This is a genomic window from Providencia sp., assembly GCF_003533305.1.
GTDB lineage: Bacteria > Pseudomonadota > Gammaproteobacteria > Enterobacterales > Enterobacteriaceae > Providencia.
Genome location: NZ_DOEH01000010.1, coordinates 289,220 through 303,093, shown reverse-complemented (window position 1 = coordinate 303,093; position 13,874 = coordinate 289,220). Strand labels below are relative to the sequence as shown.

At 40.6% G+C, this 13,874-nt stretch carries 11 protein-coding genes, 1 tRNA gene and 1 pseudogene; 10 read left to right on the top strand and 3 right to left on the bottom strand.

The genetic code is table 11. The annotated features are described in order from the left end of the window. Positions 1-27: 27 nt before the first annotated feature. Both DD649_RS05455 and DD649_RS05450 read left to right on the top strand, forming a co-directional pair. Positions 28-103, top strand: a tRNA-Trp gene (locus DD649_RS05455). A gap of 492 nt (positions 104-595) precedes the next feature. Further along, positions 596-852 (top strand): annotated as a pseudogene (locus tag DD649_RS05450) (IS3 family transposase); the annotation flags it as partial. Between the two features lie 92 nt (positions 853-944). Here the strand turns inward: DD649_RS05450 and hdfR are convergent. After that, complete coding sequence (gene hdfR / locus DD649_RS05445) at positions 945-1,802, bottom strand: HTH-type transcriptional regulator HdfR (protein ID WP_336429438.1); 858 nt, start codon at positions 1,800-1,802, stop codon at positions 945-947. Between the two features lie 111 nt (positions 1,803-1,913). Between hdfR and DD649_RS05440 the strand changes: the two genes are divergently transcribed. Continuing rightward, positions 1,914-2,252, top strand: coding sequence for a DUF413 domain-containing protein (locus DD649_RS05440; RefSeq protein WP_294104418.1), 339 nt, complete (start codon positions 1,914-1,916; stop codon positions 2,250-2,252). A gap of 85 nt (positions 2,253-2,337) precedes the next feature. Here the strand turns inward: DD649_RS05440 and DD649_RS05435 are convergent, their stop codons facing one another. After that, positions 2,338-3,864 carry a YifB family Mg chelatase-like AAA ATPase gene (locus tag DD649_RS05435; RefSeq protein ID WP_336429425.1) on the bottom strand — a complete coding sequence of 509 codons (1,527 nt, stop codon included), beginning with the start codon at positions 3,862-3,864 and terminating at the stop codon, positions 2,338-2,340. A 479-nt stretch (positions 3,865-4,343) separates the two neighbouring features. Between DD649_RS05435 and ilvL the strand changes: the two genes are divergently transcribed. The 6 genes from ilvL (at position 4,344) to ilvA (ending at position 11,008) form a co-directional block, all read left to right on the top strand. Next, on the top strand, positions 4,344-4,445 hold the full coding sequence (gene ilvL, locus DD649_RS05430; protein WP_073890001.1) for an ilv operon leader peptide: 102 nt from the start codon (positions 4,344-4,346) through the stop codon (positions 4,443-4,445). Positions 4,446-4,580: 135 nt separating this feature from the next. Further along, positions 4,581-6,227, top strand: coding sequence for an acetolactate synthase 2 catalytic subunit (gene ilvG / locus DD649_RS05425; protein ID WP_336429421.1), 1,647 nt, complete (start codon positions 4,581-4,583; stop codon positions 6,225-6,227). Next, entirely contained in the window at positions 6,224-6,493 is a 270-nt protein-coding gene (gene ilvM, locus DD649_RS05420; RefSeq protein ID WP_294104407.1) for an acetolactate synthase 2 small subunit, read from the top strand. Before ilvG ends, ilvM begins: the two co-directional genes overlap by 4 nt. A gap of 13 nt (positions 6,494-6,506) precedes the next feature. Beyond that, a complete protein-coding gene (locus DD649_RS05415) occupies positions 6,507-7,436 on the top strand; it encodes a branched-chain amino acid transaminase (protein WP_294104405.1) in 930 nt (309 codons plus the stop codon). Positions 7,437-7,580: 144 nt separating this feature from the next. Continuing rightward, positions 7,581-9,431: a dihydroxy-acid dehydratase gene (ilvD, locus tag DD649_RS05410; protein WP_336429418.1), complete on the top strand. Its 1,851-nt coding sequence runs from the start codon at positions 7,581-7,583 to the stop codon at positions 9,429-9,431. Between the two features lie 2 nt (positions 9,432-9,433). Continuing rightward, on the top strand, positions 9,434-11,008 hold the full coding sequence (ilvA, locus tag DD649_RS05405; RefSeq protein ID WP_294104401.1) for a threonine ammonia-lyase, biosynthetic: 1,575 nt from the start codon (positions 9,434-9,436) through the stop codon (positions 11,006-11,008). Here ilvA and ilvY read toward each other — a convergent pair. Further along, entirely contained in the window at positions 11,000-11,896 is an 897-nt protein-coding gene (gene ilvY / locus DD649_RS05400; protein WP_294104399.1) for an HTH-type transcriptional activator IlvY, read from the bottom strand. The two genes, ilvA and ilvY, sit on opposite strands and share 9 nt — an antisense overlap. A gap of 188 nt (positions 11,897-12,084) precedes the next feature. On the opposite strand from ilvY, the gene ilvC reads away from it, so the two are divergent. Next, the gene (gene ilvC, locus DD649_RS05395) at positions 12,085-13,560 is read left to right on the top strand and encodes a ketol-acid reductoisomerase (RefSeq protein ID WP_294104397.1); all 1,476 of its coding nucleotides are present in this window, start codon (positions 12,085-12,087) and stop codon (positions 13,558-13,560) included. Positions 13,561-13,874 lie beyond the last annotated feature (314 nt).

The following is a 13,874-nucleotide window of genomic DNA, read 5'->3' as shown; positions in this document are numbered from 1 at the left end:
AGTCCCGTCCGTTCCGCCACTTAATTTAGGGGCGTAGTTCAATTGGTAGAGCACCGGTCTCCAAAACCGGGTGTTGGGAGTTCGAGTCTCTCCGCCCCTGCCAGTTACCAATTAAGTAATAATAAAAGAAGTATCTATTGATAACCCGATTATATTAATCGGGTTTTTCTTTATCTAAATTTTACTCATTTCATTCAATTTACTTCCTCGTTATTTATTTTATTAACCCTTCTATCATTTACCTCATTTCTTTTTCAATAAAAAAACATATTGTTAGCTTACCTATTAGATTATTGCTCTTTGTGCTGAGTATTAATGAAATATATTTATTAAATAATGCTTATTTGAATAGTTACTTGTTATATCTATATATTTGAATGGACATGATAGAATTAATCTCCCTGAGATCGAGCTTATTAAGACTGAAATAAATATTATAATTCATCAAAATATAGGGGGTAGATTTTTTAAAATGCACTGGTTTAGGATGTGAACTGATGGTTTTAGACATTAAAATATGAACTGTAATATATTGTATTATAAGAAATAATAAAAAATACTAGTCATAATTTACTGATATTGAAAATTTTTAAAGAATGTACTCGTGTATTCCGACCAAGGCAGTCAATATACCAGTCATGATTAGAATGCTTTTTTAAAGCAGGACTGATTGGATGTTAGTATGAGCTGTAGAGGAAATTATCGTGACACGCGGTTGTAGAACGTTTCTTCAATTGATGAAAAAGAGAATGAAAGATTTATTCCTCTCAAGAAGAAGGGCGTATGGATATCTTTGAATATATCGAGATCTTCTACAACATTAAACGTAGGCATGGTTCCGATAATCAATAATCACCTGTAGAGTATGAAAAAGTCATGGTGAAAAGTTAATTAGTGTCTGCTGAGTTGATAGTTATGCAATCCGCTAGAAAATGAGTGAAAGATCACTCATCTTTGGATGGCTCGATTAGTAACTGTGCATTTTTTATAGGTACTTTAATTAATTGATTAATGAGTGCTTGTTGATCATTTTTTTGCAGCCAAACCGCATATAATGGCTTAATAATTACGGTTTCTGAGAGCGTTTTTAAGCCAGGATATTGTACTATCCAATGTTCAGGTAAAAACGTCGCTGAGAGCGATACAGAAAGTAATTGACGTGCTATATGAGCAGATGTCGTGATCATCACTGGAGTATCATCTTGTGCTAATACTGATTCATTTTTAGGATGAAAATCAGCACCCCATTCAAGTTTTATATAATTATATTTGGTTAGCGCAATATTTTTTTGTGAAGCCATTAATTGTAATTCAATTGAACCGATTATGGTGCTTTCAAATTCATCCATTTTAGGTGGCTCAGTAGCTATTAATAAATCTAATTCTCTTGAGTGCAGCTGTTTTACAAGTGATTGACGAGTTGAAACTCTTGCTTCCAATCGTAATTCATCATGCTGATTATAAAGCTCTTCAACCCAGTCTGTCAGGTAACCTTCCCATAGGGAGGCAGTCGCACCGATTGAAAGCTCAGTGTGCTGAGATGCGTGAGATATTTCTTTTTTAGCTTGTAGCCATGTATTCATTAAAGATTCGGCATAGGGAACTAGGCGCTCACCTGCTGGTGTTAATCGAATATTATTACGGTGTCGCGTAAATAAGCTTGTACCAAGTTGAGTCTCTAATTGGCGGATACGAAAGCTAACAGCAGACTGTGTCAAATAGAGTGATTCTGCGGCTCTACCGAAGTGTCTGGTTCTACTGACTTCTAAAAAAGTTTTCAATAACTCACTATCCACGCGTATCTCCAATTATTTTTGTCGTGATGATTTAAATGTTTTGTTTTACAGATTGTCTATGCTGTCTAATACTCCGCGCCATATAGAGTTGACTGTAATAAGTTAGGAGTGTGTCAGATGGCAGATAGCTTCATCACGACTAATCGTTTTTTCGATAACAAACATTATCCACGTGGTTTTTCTCGTCATGGTGATTTCACCATCAAAGAGGCTCAGTTGTTAGAGCGCCACGGCCAAGCTTTTAATGAGCTTGATTTAGGTAAACGTCCAGCACAGACAGATGAAGAGAAACTTTTCGTTGCTGTTTGTCGCGGTGAACGTGAACCTGCTACCCCTGAAGAAAAAGTTTGGGCAAAATATACTAGTCGTATTAATCGTCCAAAACGCTTCCATACGTTATCTGGTGGTAAACCACAGATAGACCCATCGGAAGACTATACCGATTCTGACGATTAGTTTTAACGTCGGAATGATTAAGAGGGACTTCGGTCCCTTTATTTATTCCAGATGCTCATGCGTCGTCTTTTTCAGCTTATTTTGCTCAGCTTACTTGTTTTTGCAAATGAAGCAATAGCTTATCCATCGCCCTATAGCCTAGCGCTTCCAATAAATGTGCCCGTTCAATGTGTGTTGATGCATTAAGATCGGCAATAGTTCTAGAAACTCTTAGTATCCTATGCCATGCACGTATAGAAAGTCCTAGTTTATTGAGTGCATGTTCTAAAAACAATGCATCTTCTGTACTGAGCTTACAAAACATTGTCGTTTCTCTTGATGTTAGCTGACTATTAATTTTTCCTATTCTTTCAATTTGTTTATTTCTTGCAGCAATTACTCTTATGCGTATTTGTTCACTTGTTTCGCCTTGATTTGTTTGATGACTTAATGTGCCTAAAGGAAGTAAAGGTAGTTCAATTGAAAGATCGAATCTATCTAGAAAAGGTCCTGAAATACGAGAAAGATAACGTAAAATCTTGGCTGGAGAAGAGCGACTTATTTCACCTTGGTAATGCCCTGTTGGACTTGGATTTAATGCTGCGATAAGTTGAAAGTTAGAGGGGAAACAAACCTTCGCTTTTGCTCGGGAAATGATGACTTTTCTTGATTCTAATGGTTCACGTAATGCATCTAGTACTGAACGGCTAAATTCAGGTAATTCGTCTAAAAATAAAATACCATGATGGGCAAGAGATATCTCTCCAGGCTTCGGAAGGCTTCCTCCTCCGATAAGCGCAGCAACAGATGCGCTGTGATGCGGGCTTCTAAATGGTCTTACTGGCCAGTTTGGGTCTTCTGTTAAAGTATGAGTTAAACTATGTAGTGATGCGACCTCTAAGGCTTCTTGCGGTGTTAATGAGGGTAATAAAGTCATTAATCTACTAGCCAGCATTGTTTTTCCTGTACCTGGTGGGCCTAGTAGTAATAAATTATGACCTCCAGAGGCACAAATCTCTAATGCTCTTTTTCCTTGTTCTTGACCAAGAATATCATTGATATCATGCTCATAGTTAGGAGGATGGGGCGATTTTGAAAAGTATTGATTACTAACTAAGTCTGTTTTTTTATGTAAAAAATGACAAAGTTCAAGCAAAGTTGATGAGAATTTTACGCTGTTAGCAGGCAATAAATTTAATTGATGTTGATTTTCAACGGAAAGAATTAGAAGCCTATTTTGAGTGAGCGCGGCTTGTGCAGCAGGAATAGAACCATTTACATGACGAATAAAGCCAGATAATGCAAGTTCACCCAAAAACTCATGTTGATTCAATGCGTCATGTGGGATTTGTCCTGATGATGCTAAGATTGCAATAGCAATCGCAAGGTCGTAACGGCCGCTTTCTTTCGGTAGATCGGCTGGGGCTAAATTAATGGTCATTTTTTTAGCTGGGTATTCAAAACCGCTGTTAAGTAATGCGCTCCGAACTCTATCTCTCGCTTCTTTTACCGCAGTTTCGGGTAAGCCAACTAAAGTTAATCCTGGGAGGCCGTTGCTAATATGCGCTTCAACGGTAACTAGTGGTGCATCCATTCCAATTGAAGCTCTGGTATAAACGATAGCAAGTGTCATAAATTTCCTCATTGAATACACAGAGTAATATTCTGTGAGAAATTAGTTAACTTTCATCCTGTATACTTTATTTTTGCGAAGCTACTCGACAATTTAATTGTCAAATTTAAAAACTATTTAATTTCTTGCGAAGCGCTTCGTAATGCGTTTTTATCAGCATTGATATGATTTTTTATTTATTGGAATATTGGATGCGTGATGAAACTAAAGAGAAAAAATAATGATTAAATAATGTTTTTATTGGATAAAGCGCGAAATATTGAGTTGGTTTATATTGCTGAGCATGTGATTATCGGCAGGTCTGATTGTTTGTTTTTTCATGAAATGGTGGTTTATTATGTTGTTTTGTTTGTAATTAATTGATTTTTATTGAAATAAACATTTAGAAAATAAATAAAATAAATAAAAGTTGTCAAATGATTTTTAAAATGATAACTCTTTAATAAAGATAACGAATAATGTTGAAAAAGATACCGTTTATGAACGCATTTATCCAAGCAGTTAGCCTAATTATTATTAGCGTGGTGGTGATTATTATCCCACCGTGCGGGGCTGCACTTGGACGACGAAAGCTGAAATAATAGCTAAATCTTACGAGAACCCCGCACCGAAAGGCGCGGGGTTTTTTTTGACATAAATGTTTATCAAAATAAAAAATTTCACAAAAAATAAAATAAATACAAACAAATAAAGTAATCGACAGACAGGAGCAGAGCATGAACGGAGCACAGTGGTTAGTTCAGGCATTACGAACGCAAGGGGTTGATACTGTTTTTGGGTATCCTGGTGGGGCTATCATGCCTGTTTACGATGCATTGTACGATGGTGGTGTTGAACATTTACTATGTCGCCATGAGCAAGGCGCTGTCATTGCTGCAATTGGCTATGCACGTTCAACAGGTAAAACGGGCGTTTGTATCGCGACTTCAGGACCCGGAGCGACCAATGTTATTACAGGTCTTGCCGATGCATTGTTAGATTCTGTGCCTGTTGTTGCTATCACAGGGCAAGTCGCTTCAGATTTTATCGGAACTGACGCCTTTCAGGAAGTGGACGTTTTAGGTTTGTCTCTTGCCTGTACTAAGCATAGTTTTTTAGTTGATTCGATAGAAGATTTACCTCGCATCCTTGCTGAAGCTTTCGCAATCGCAAATAGTGGGCGTCCTGGACCTGTACTGATTGATATTCCGAAAGATATTCAACTACAACATGCTGAGCTATCCCCTTATTTGATGCCTGTCGAGCAAGACATGGTAATGGCAACTGATGAAATTCAGCAGGCAAGAATGCTGCTAGAGCAATCAGAAAAACCAATGTTATACATTGGTGGTGGTGTTGGTATGTCTGGAGCGATTAAAGAATTAAGAGCTTTTATTGATTATACCGGCATTCCTTCAGTTGTTACGCTCAAAGGGTTAGGTGCCGTGACACCTTCGGATGATAACTATTTGGGCATGCTAGGTATGCATGGGACTAAAGCCGCTAATATCTCGGTGCAGCGTTGTGATTTGTTGATAGCCGTAGGCGCGCGTTTTGATGATAGGGTAACCGGTAAGCTAAATACCTTTGCACCAAATGCCAAAGTTATTCACATCGATATAGACCACGTTGAATTAGATAAATTACGTCAAACACATGTGGCTTTGTTAGGAGATGCGAAAGCACTACTACCTGAATTAATGTTAAGAAAGTCCATTTCTCATTGGCAGCAGGAAGTCCAGCAGCTGAAAAAAGAGTTTGGTTGGCGCTATGATCATCCCGGCGAGCTTATTTATGCGCCTTTGTTGTTAAAACAACTCGCCGACAAAATGAAACCGAATACTGTTGTGACGACAGACGTAGGGCAACACCAAATGTGGTCAGCACAACATATTACTGTTGATGGCCCTGAAAATTTTTTAACATCAAGTGGCCTTGGAACGATGGGATTTGGTGTTCCAGCTGCGATTGGCGCACAAGTTGCCAGACCGCAAGATACGGTTGTTTGTGTCTCTGGTGATGGTTCTTTTATGATGAATGTTCAAGAGCTTGGCACCATTAAGCGTAAAAAACTGCCTGTTAAGATCCTATTGTTAGATAACCAACGTTTAGGTATGGTTCGTCAATGGCAAGAGTTATTTTTTGAACAGCGTTATAGTGAAACTATTTTGACTGATAACCCTGATTTTGTGGCATTGGCAAGTGCTTTTGATATCCCAGGGCGTCGTATTACCTGCAAATCAGAAGTAGATGGGGCATTAGATGAATTGCTTAATAGCGACGGCGCATTTTTATTACAGGTATCAATTAATGAATTAGAAAACGTCTGGCCATTGGTTCCACCAGGGGCGAGTAATGAAAAAATGATGGAGAAACCGTTATGATGCAACATCAACTCTCAATATTAGCCCGTTTCCGTCCTGAGGTTTTAGAGCGTATATTACGTGTTACACGCCATCGTGGATTTCGTATAAATGCTATGAATATGGGCCAATCGGCAGATGGCGATAATGTGAATATAGAGCTTACTGTAAGTAGCCAGAGACCGTTAACACAGCTTTGCGCACAGTTAACTAAACTGGCAGACATTACAGAAGTTGAAATACTACAACAAGAATCACGACTATTACGCACACAAAGTGCAATGTAAGGAAATAAATAAAATGACTAAGAAAGCTGACTTTATTTGGTTTAACGGTGAAATGACGCCATGGGCTGATGCAAAAGTTCACGTAATGTCTCACGCACTGCATTATGGGACATCAGTATTTGAAGGCGTACGTTGCTATGACTCACATAAAGGTCCGGTGGTCTTTCGTCATCGTGAGCATATGCAACGTTTGCGTGATTCTGCAAAAATTTACCGCATGCCTGTCAGCTATAGTGTTGAAGAATTAATGGAAGCTTGTCGTAAAACATTGCGTGAAAATAACTTAGTCAGTGCTTATATTCGCCCTTTAGTTTTTGTAGGTGATGTTGGTATGGGTGTTAATCCACCAGATGGTTACAGTACTGATGTGATCATGGCTGCATTCCCATGGGGTGCATATTTAGGTGAAGATGCATTAGACCAAGGTATTGATGCTATGGTCTCTTCTTGGAATCGTGTGGCACCAAATACGATCCCTACTGGTGCAAAAGCGGGTGGTAATTACTTGTCATCTTTACTTGTTGGTAGCGAAGCTCGTCGCCATGGTTATCAAGAAGGTATTGCATTAGATGTGCATGGTTATTTATCTGAAGGTGCGGGTGAAAATATATTTGAAGTCAAAGATGGTATTTTATTTACACCGCCATTTACGTCATCCGCATTACCTGGGATCACTCGTGATGCAATTTTGACTCTAGCAAAAGATATGGGAATTGAAGTTCGTGAGCAAACATTGTCTCGTGAGTCTCTTTATCTTGCTGATGAAGTTTTCATGACCGGAACTGCTGCTGAGATAACCCCTGTACGCAGTGTCGATGGTATCGAAGTGGGTATCGGTCGTTGTGGTCCAGTAACGAAAAAAATCCAACAAGCATTCTTTGGTTTATTTGACGGTACAACAGAAGATAAATGGGGCTGGTTAGATCCAATTAACCCTCAATAACGAATAATACATACCCGTCATACTTCAAATTGCAGGGGTGTTGGTTATTGTCACTTGCTGATTACCTGCAATTATAATTATTTTGGGTACAAACTGATTTACAGGCGGTCGTTCCCCGCCTGTTTTAAACTCGGGAGTAAAGATATGCCTAAGTACCGTTCAGCAACAACCACTCATGGCCGCAACATGGCTGGTGCTCGCGCATTATGGCGTGCGACAGGTATGACTGATGATGATTTTGGAAAACCAATTATTGCAGTTGTTAACTCATTCACTCAGTTCGTTCCAGGGCATGTTCACTTACGTGACTTAGGTAGGCTAGTCGCAGAACATATTGAAAATTCAGGTGGTGTTGCAAAAGAGTTCAACACTATCGCTGTTGATGATGGTATTGCGATGGGGCATGGCGGAATGCTGTACTCCTTACCTTCCCGTGAATTGATTGCTGACTCCGTTGAATACATGGTTAATGCGCATTGTGCTGATGCGATGGTCTGTATTTCGAACTGCGATAAAATTACCCCAGGTATGTTGATGGCAGCTTTACGCCTGAATATTCCTGTTATCTTTGTATCGGGTGGCCCGATGGAAGCGGGTAAAACTAAGCTTTCAGATCAAATTATTAAGTTGGATTTAGTTGATGCAATGATCCAAGGGGCAAACCCGAATGTTAGCGATGAAGTCAGTGACCAAATTGAGCGTTCAGCTTGTCCAACGTGTGGCTCCTGCTCGGGTATGTTTACTGCAAACTCAATGAACTGTTTGACTGAGGCGCTTGGGCTATCACAACCAGGGAATGGCTCATTGCTAGCGACTCATTCTGATCGTGAAATGTTGTTTATCAACGCGGGTAAACGCATTGTTGAACTTACAAAACGTTATTACGAAAAAGATGATGAAAGTGCATTACCGCGTAATATTGCTAATAAGTCTGCGTTTGAAAATGCAATGACGTTGGATATTGCGATGGGTGGCTCAACCAATACCGTTTTACACTTATTGGCGGCAGCACAAGAAGCAGAAATTGATTTCACGATGGATGATATCGATCGTTTATCTCGCAAAGTTCCACATTTGTGCAAAGTTGCACCAAGTACGCAAAAATATCACATGGAAGATGTACATCGCGCTGGTGGTGTTATTGGTATTTTGGGTGAGCTCAGCCGTGCTGGTTTATTACAAGAAGATGTGACTAATATTTTAGGACTGACTTTCCAAGAAATGTTAGCTCAATATGATGTTATGTTGACTAAAGATGACGCAGTGAAATCTATGTTTTCTGCGGGTCCAGCGGGTATTCGTACGACGAAAGCATTCTCTCAAAGTTGTCGTTGGCCATCGCTGGATACAGATCGCGAAAATGGATGTATTCGCAACCTTGAACATGCTTATAGTTTAGATGGTGGTTTGGCTATTCTGTCGGGTAATATTGCGGAAAATGGCTGTATTGTTAAAACTGCGGGTGTTGATGAAGGCAGTTTAACATTCAGAGGTCCAGCGAAAGTTTTTGAAAGCCAAGATGATGCGGTTGATGCTGTTCTTGGTGGCAAAATAGTGGAAGGCGATGTGGTTGTTATCCGCTACGAAGGGCCAAAAGGTGGCCCAGGTATGCAGGAAATGCTTTACCCAACGTCTTACCTGAAATCTATGGGACTCGGCAAGAGTTGTGCGTTGATCACTGATGGACGTTTCTCTGGTGGTAGTTCAGGGCTTTCTATTGGACATATTTCACCAGAAGCGGCAAGTGGTGGCTTATTAGCTTTAGTTCAAGACGGTGACATTATTGATATCGATATTCCGAAAAGAACAATGGCACTAGTAGTTAGCGAAGATGAGCTAACAAAACGTCGTGATGCGGAACTTGCTCGTGGTGAAAAAGCGTATACCCCTCGTAATCGTCAACGTGAAGTTTCTTTTGCATTGCGTGCTTATGCTTCTTTGGCGACCAGTGCGGATAAAGGCGCTGTACGCGATAAATCGAAGCTAGGAGGCTGATTGTGGCAGCAGCAAAACCGTTACCAGTAGCTCCTTCAGGGGCGGATTACTTGAAAGCGGCGCTAAGCGCGCCGGTTTATGAAGTGGCGACGGTTACGCCACTCCAAAAAATGGAAAAAATATCTTTGCGTTTGGGTAACACTATTTTAGTCAAACGTGAAGATAGACAGCCTGTTCATAGTTTTAAACTACGTGGTGCATATGCCATGATTGCTAGCTTAACGGAAGAGCAAAAAGCAAAAGGCGTGGTGACGGCCTCTGCCGGTAATCATGCACAAGGTGTTGCGCTATCAGCTCAGCGTGTTGGCATTAATGCTAAAATTGTGATGCCAACGGCGACAGCCGACATTAAAGTTGATGCCGTTCGTAGCTTTGGTGGCGAAGCCATTTTGTATGGTGCTAATTTTGATGAAGCAAAAGCAAAAGCGATAGCCATGGCAGAGGAGGAAGGTTACACCTTTGTGCCACCTTTTGATCATCCTTTAGTCATTGCAGGGCAAGCGACAATTGCCCTTGAATTATTACAACAAGACGCACATTTGGATCGTATTTTTATTCCTGTTGGTGGCGGTGGGTTAATCGCAGGTGTGGCCGTATTAATTAAACATCTAATGCCTGAAATTAAAATCATTGGTGTTGAAGCTGAAGATTCTGCGTGCTTAAAGGCCGCGTTAGAGGCAGGGCATCCTGTTGATTTACCTAGAGTCGGTTTATTTGCCGAAGGTGTTGCCGTAAAGCGCATTGGCGATGAAACCTTTAGGATATGTCAGCAGTATGTTGATGATGTGATTACGGTTGATAGTGACTCTATTTGTGCTGCACTGAAAGATATTTTTGAAGATGTTCGGGCAATTGCAGAGCCATCGGGTGCTATCGCATTGGCTGGGTTAAAAAAATATGTTCAGCAGCACAACATTAAAGGTGAACGTTTAGCCCATATTCTTTCTGGCGCAAATATGAATTTTCATGGATTGCGTTATATTTCTGAGCGTTGTGAGCTTGGAGAGCAAAGAGAAGCCCTATTGGCCGTCACTATTCCTGAGAAAAAAGGCAGTTTTTTACGATTCTGTCAGCTCTTAGGTCACCGCTTAATTACAGAATTTAATTATCGTTACACGGATGCAGCACCGGATCGCGCTTGTATTTTTGTTGGTGTTCGTTTGAATGGCGGTGAAAATGAGCGGCTTGAGATTATTCAAGAATTACAGAATAATGGCTATGAAGTTGCTGATTTGTCAGATGATGAAATGGCGAAGCTTCATGTCCGTTATATGATTGGTGGTCGTCCGTCGAAGCCTTTAGAAGAAAGATTATATAGTTTTGAGTTCCCAGAGTCTCCAGGGGCGTTATTGAAGTTTTTAGAGACCTTGGGAACGTATTGGAATATTACGTTATTTCATTATCGCAGTCATGGTACTGATTATGGTCGCGTATTGGCTGCATTTGAGCTTTCGGGCCCTGAGGTACGTTTTGATAGACATCTTGATGCTCTTGGTTATGAGCATCATGATGAAACGGGAAATCCGTCATTCCGCTTCTTTTTAGCCCCGCAAGATGATCCCAAAACCTTAGATTAGGTGTTCTGGGAGTAATTCCCAAAATGCTTTTATCAGTGGTTCGTTTAGGCGTTTGCTTAATAGGCAGACGCCAAGCTCAAATGGTTCGACCATCGAAATATTTTCTAATTGGCAGATCCGGCTACGAACAGGCTCTGGGCTATTATCGACAACAACACTGGGTATTAATGCGATACCACAGCCAAGCGCTACCATCGATACAATGGCTTCGTGTCCGGATACCGTAGCGTATATGACCGGGTTATTGATGTTATGGCGGCGAAACCATAGCTCGATACGTTTACGTGATGGCCCATGCTCTGGCAGGATAAAAGGCACAGTTGACCAATCAGGTTTTTCTTCCATGACCATGGTACGCACCGCACAAGGTAGCGATGGTGCGATCAGCACTAATGGAATTTCTCCAATTTTAGTGAAACTCACATTATCAGGGAGTCGTTCTGGTTTACCCGCAATACCCAGATCGGCCTCTTTCGTTTCAATTTTTTCAACTGCGTCAGCGGCATCACCAGTAGTCAGTTTTATTTCAACCAAAGGATGCAAAGCACGAAATTTGTCGAGCACTTGAGGTAAATGACTGTAAGCCGCTGTAACTGAACAAAAAATCCGTAACTCACCACTTAAAGAGGGACTTTGCTGATTGAGTACATGTTGTAATTGTTGATACTGTAATAAAGTCTGCTGAGCAAATTGCTTAAGGTGATCACCTGCTTGCGTTAATTTTACTGAGCGGCTATCGCGAATAAATAATGGATGCCCCAATTGTTCCTCAAGCCGCTGTATTTGTCGTGATAGCGTTGAAGGGCTGATATACATGGCTTTCGATGTACGGCCAAAATGGCAGCTCTCGGCTAAATGCAAAAATAGCTTTAAATCTCGGATATCCATTTGTACCTCAAGTGACCGTAATTATCGTTATTGCGATTTATGCAACATTGTATTGTTAATATATCAATTTAAGCAATGTGATTCTTCGCATATAGTAACTTTATAGCAGCTCAATAATGAGCAACAGATTAATAAATTATCTGACATAACAAATACAACAGAACACTACTGAACAATGGAGTACGACAATGGCGAATTATTTCAACACATTGAATTTGCGCGAGCAGTTAGCGCAATTAGGTAAATGCCGTTTCATGAGCCGCGAAGAATTTGCGGATGAAGCTGGTTATCTGAAAGGTAAAAAAATCGTCATCGTCGGTTGTGGTGCTCAAGGCCTAAATCAAGGTCTAAATATGCGCGACTCAGGTTTGGATATTGCTTATGCATTACGCGCAGAAGCAATTAGCGAAAAACGCGCTTCATGGCGTAAAGCGACAGAAAATGGTTTTAAAGTTGGCACCTATGAAGAACTGATCCCAGAAGCGGATTTAGTGGTTAACTTAACGCCAGACAAACAACATTCTACCGTTGTTCGTGCTGTTCAGCCTATGATGAAACAAGGTGCTGCACTGGGTTACTCCCATGGTTTTAACATTGTTGAAGTTGGCGAAGAGATCCGTAAAGATATTACTGTTGTGATGGTTGCACCGAAATGTCCAGGTACTGAAGTTCGTGAAGAATATAAACGCGGCTTTGGTGTTCCAACGTTGATTGCAGTTCACCCAGAGAATGACCCTCAAGGTGAAGGTATGGCTATCGCTAAAGCATGGGCCGCAGCGACAGGCGGTCATCGTGCTGGTGTTCTGGAATCGTCATTTGTTGCTGAAGTTAAATCTGACTTGATGGGCGAGCAAACCATTCTGTGTGGTATGTTGCAAGCCGGCGCTTTACTGAGCTATGACAAAATGGTTGCAGACGGTGTAGCGCCAGGTTATGCAGGTAAATTGATTCAGTTCGGTTGGGAAACGATTACCGAAGCACTGAAACAAGGCGGCATCACGCTGATGATGGATCGTTTATCTAATCCAGCAAAAGCGCGTGCATATGCGTTATCTGAGCAATTGAAGACCATTATGGCACCATTGTTCCATAAACACATGGATGACATTATTTCAGGTGAGTTCTCATCAAATATGATGGCTGACTGGGCAAATGATGATAAAAACTTGCTGACATGGCGTGAAGAAACGGGTAATTCAGCATTTGAAAATTATCCAGAGTATGATGGTAAAATTCCAGAACAAGAATATTTTGACCATGGCGTACTGCTAGTTGCGATGGTTAAAGCGGGTGTAGAATTAGCATTCGATACTATGTTAGAAGCCGGTATTCTTGAAGAATCAGCTTATTATGAGTCATTGCATGAGCTGCCATTGATTGCTAACACTATTGCGCGTAAGCGTTTATATGAAATGAACGTCGTTATTTCAGATACCGCAGAATATGGTAACTATTTGTTCTCATTCGCAGCGGTACCGATGTTAAAAGAATTTATGACAAAAGTACAAGCGGGTGACTTAGCTAAGCCTGTTGCAGATAACGGAACTGATAATGCGCAGTTGCGTGATATCAATGAAGCTATCCGTAATCACCCAATTGAGGCCATCGGTAAGACTTTACGCGGGTATATGATGGATATGAAGAAGATTTCTGTCGGCAATTAATTATCCTTCTCCTTTCACGTTCTAGGGGTGTCAGCTTCTTAAGATTACCCAAGTCACATACTTTTGTATGCTCCTTGGGATAATCTTATTTGCTTCCTACCTAGAACGCGAAATGCTTTGGATAATCAGCGTATTTTTTATGAGAATAGTTTAGAAAAATATATTGATGTAATAAAAGAATAAAACAAAACCGCATGATTCTGATGAATGATGTGGTTTTTTGCCGTTATAGGGGATCGTTACTCAAGAGTTGGTTGGGTTTCTGCTACAATCTGTAGCGAGTTCCATTTTGACTAACTAAGTGATGTAGAGAA

Excerpts from the sequence above, each read along its gene's own strand:
- DD649_RS05440 (WP_294104418.1), top strand. The coding sequence starts at position 1,914 with ATGGCAGATAGCTTCATCACGACTAATCGTTTTTTCGATAACAAACAT.
- DD649_RS05435 (WP_336429425.1), bottom strand. The coding sequence starts at position 3,864 with ATGACACTTGCTATCGTTTATACCAGAGCTTCAATTGGAATGGATGCA.
- ilvL (WP_073890001.1), top strand. The coding sequence starts at position 4,344 with ATGAACGCATTTATCCAAGCAGTTAGCCTAATTATTATTAGCGTGGTG.
- ilvG (WP_336429421.1), top strand. The coding sequence starts at position 4,581 with ATGAACGGAGCACAGTGGTTAGTTCAGGCATTACGAACGCAAGGGGTT.
- ilvM (WP_294104407.1), top strand. The coding sequence starts at position 6,224 with ATGATGCAACATCAACTCTCAATATTAGCCCGTTTCCGTCCTGAGGTT.
- DD649_RS05415 (WP_294104405.1), top strand. The coding sequence starts at position 6,507 with ATGACTAAGAAAGCTGACTTTATTTGGTTTAACGGTGAAATGACGCCA.
- ilvD (WP_336429418.1), top strand. The coding sequence starts at position 7,581 with ATGCCTAAGTACCGTTCAGCAACAACCACTCATGGCCGCAACATGGCT.
- ilvY (WP_294104399.1), bottom strand. The coding sequence starts at position 11,896 with ATGGATATCCGAGATTTAAAGCTATTTTTGCATTTAGCCGAGAGCTGC.
- ilvC (WP_294104397.1), top strand. The coding sequence starts at position 12,085 with ATGGCGAATTATTTCAACACATTGAATTTGCGCGAGCAGTTAGCGCAA.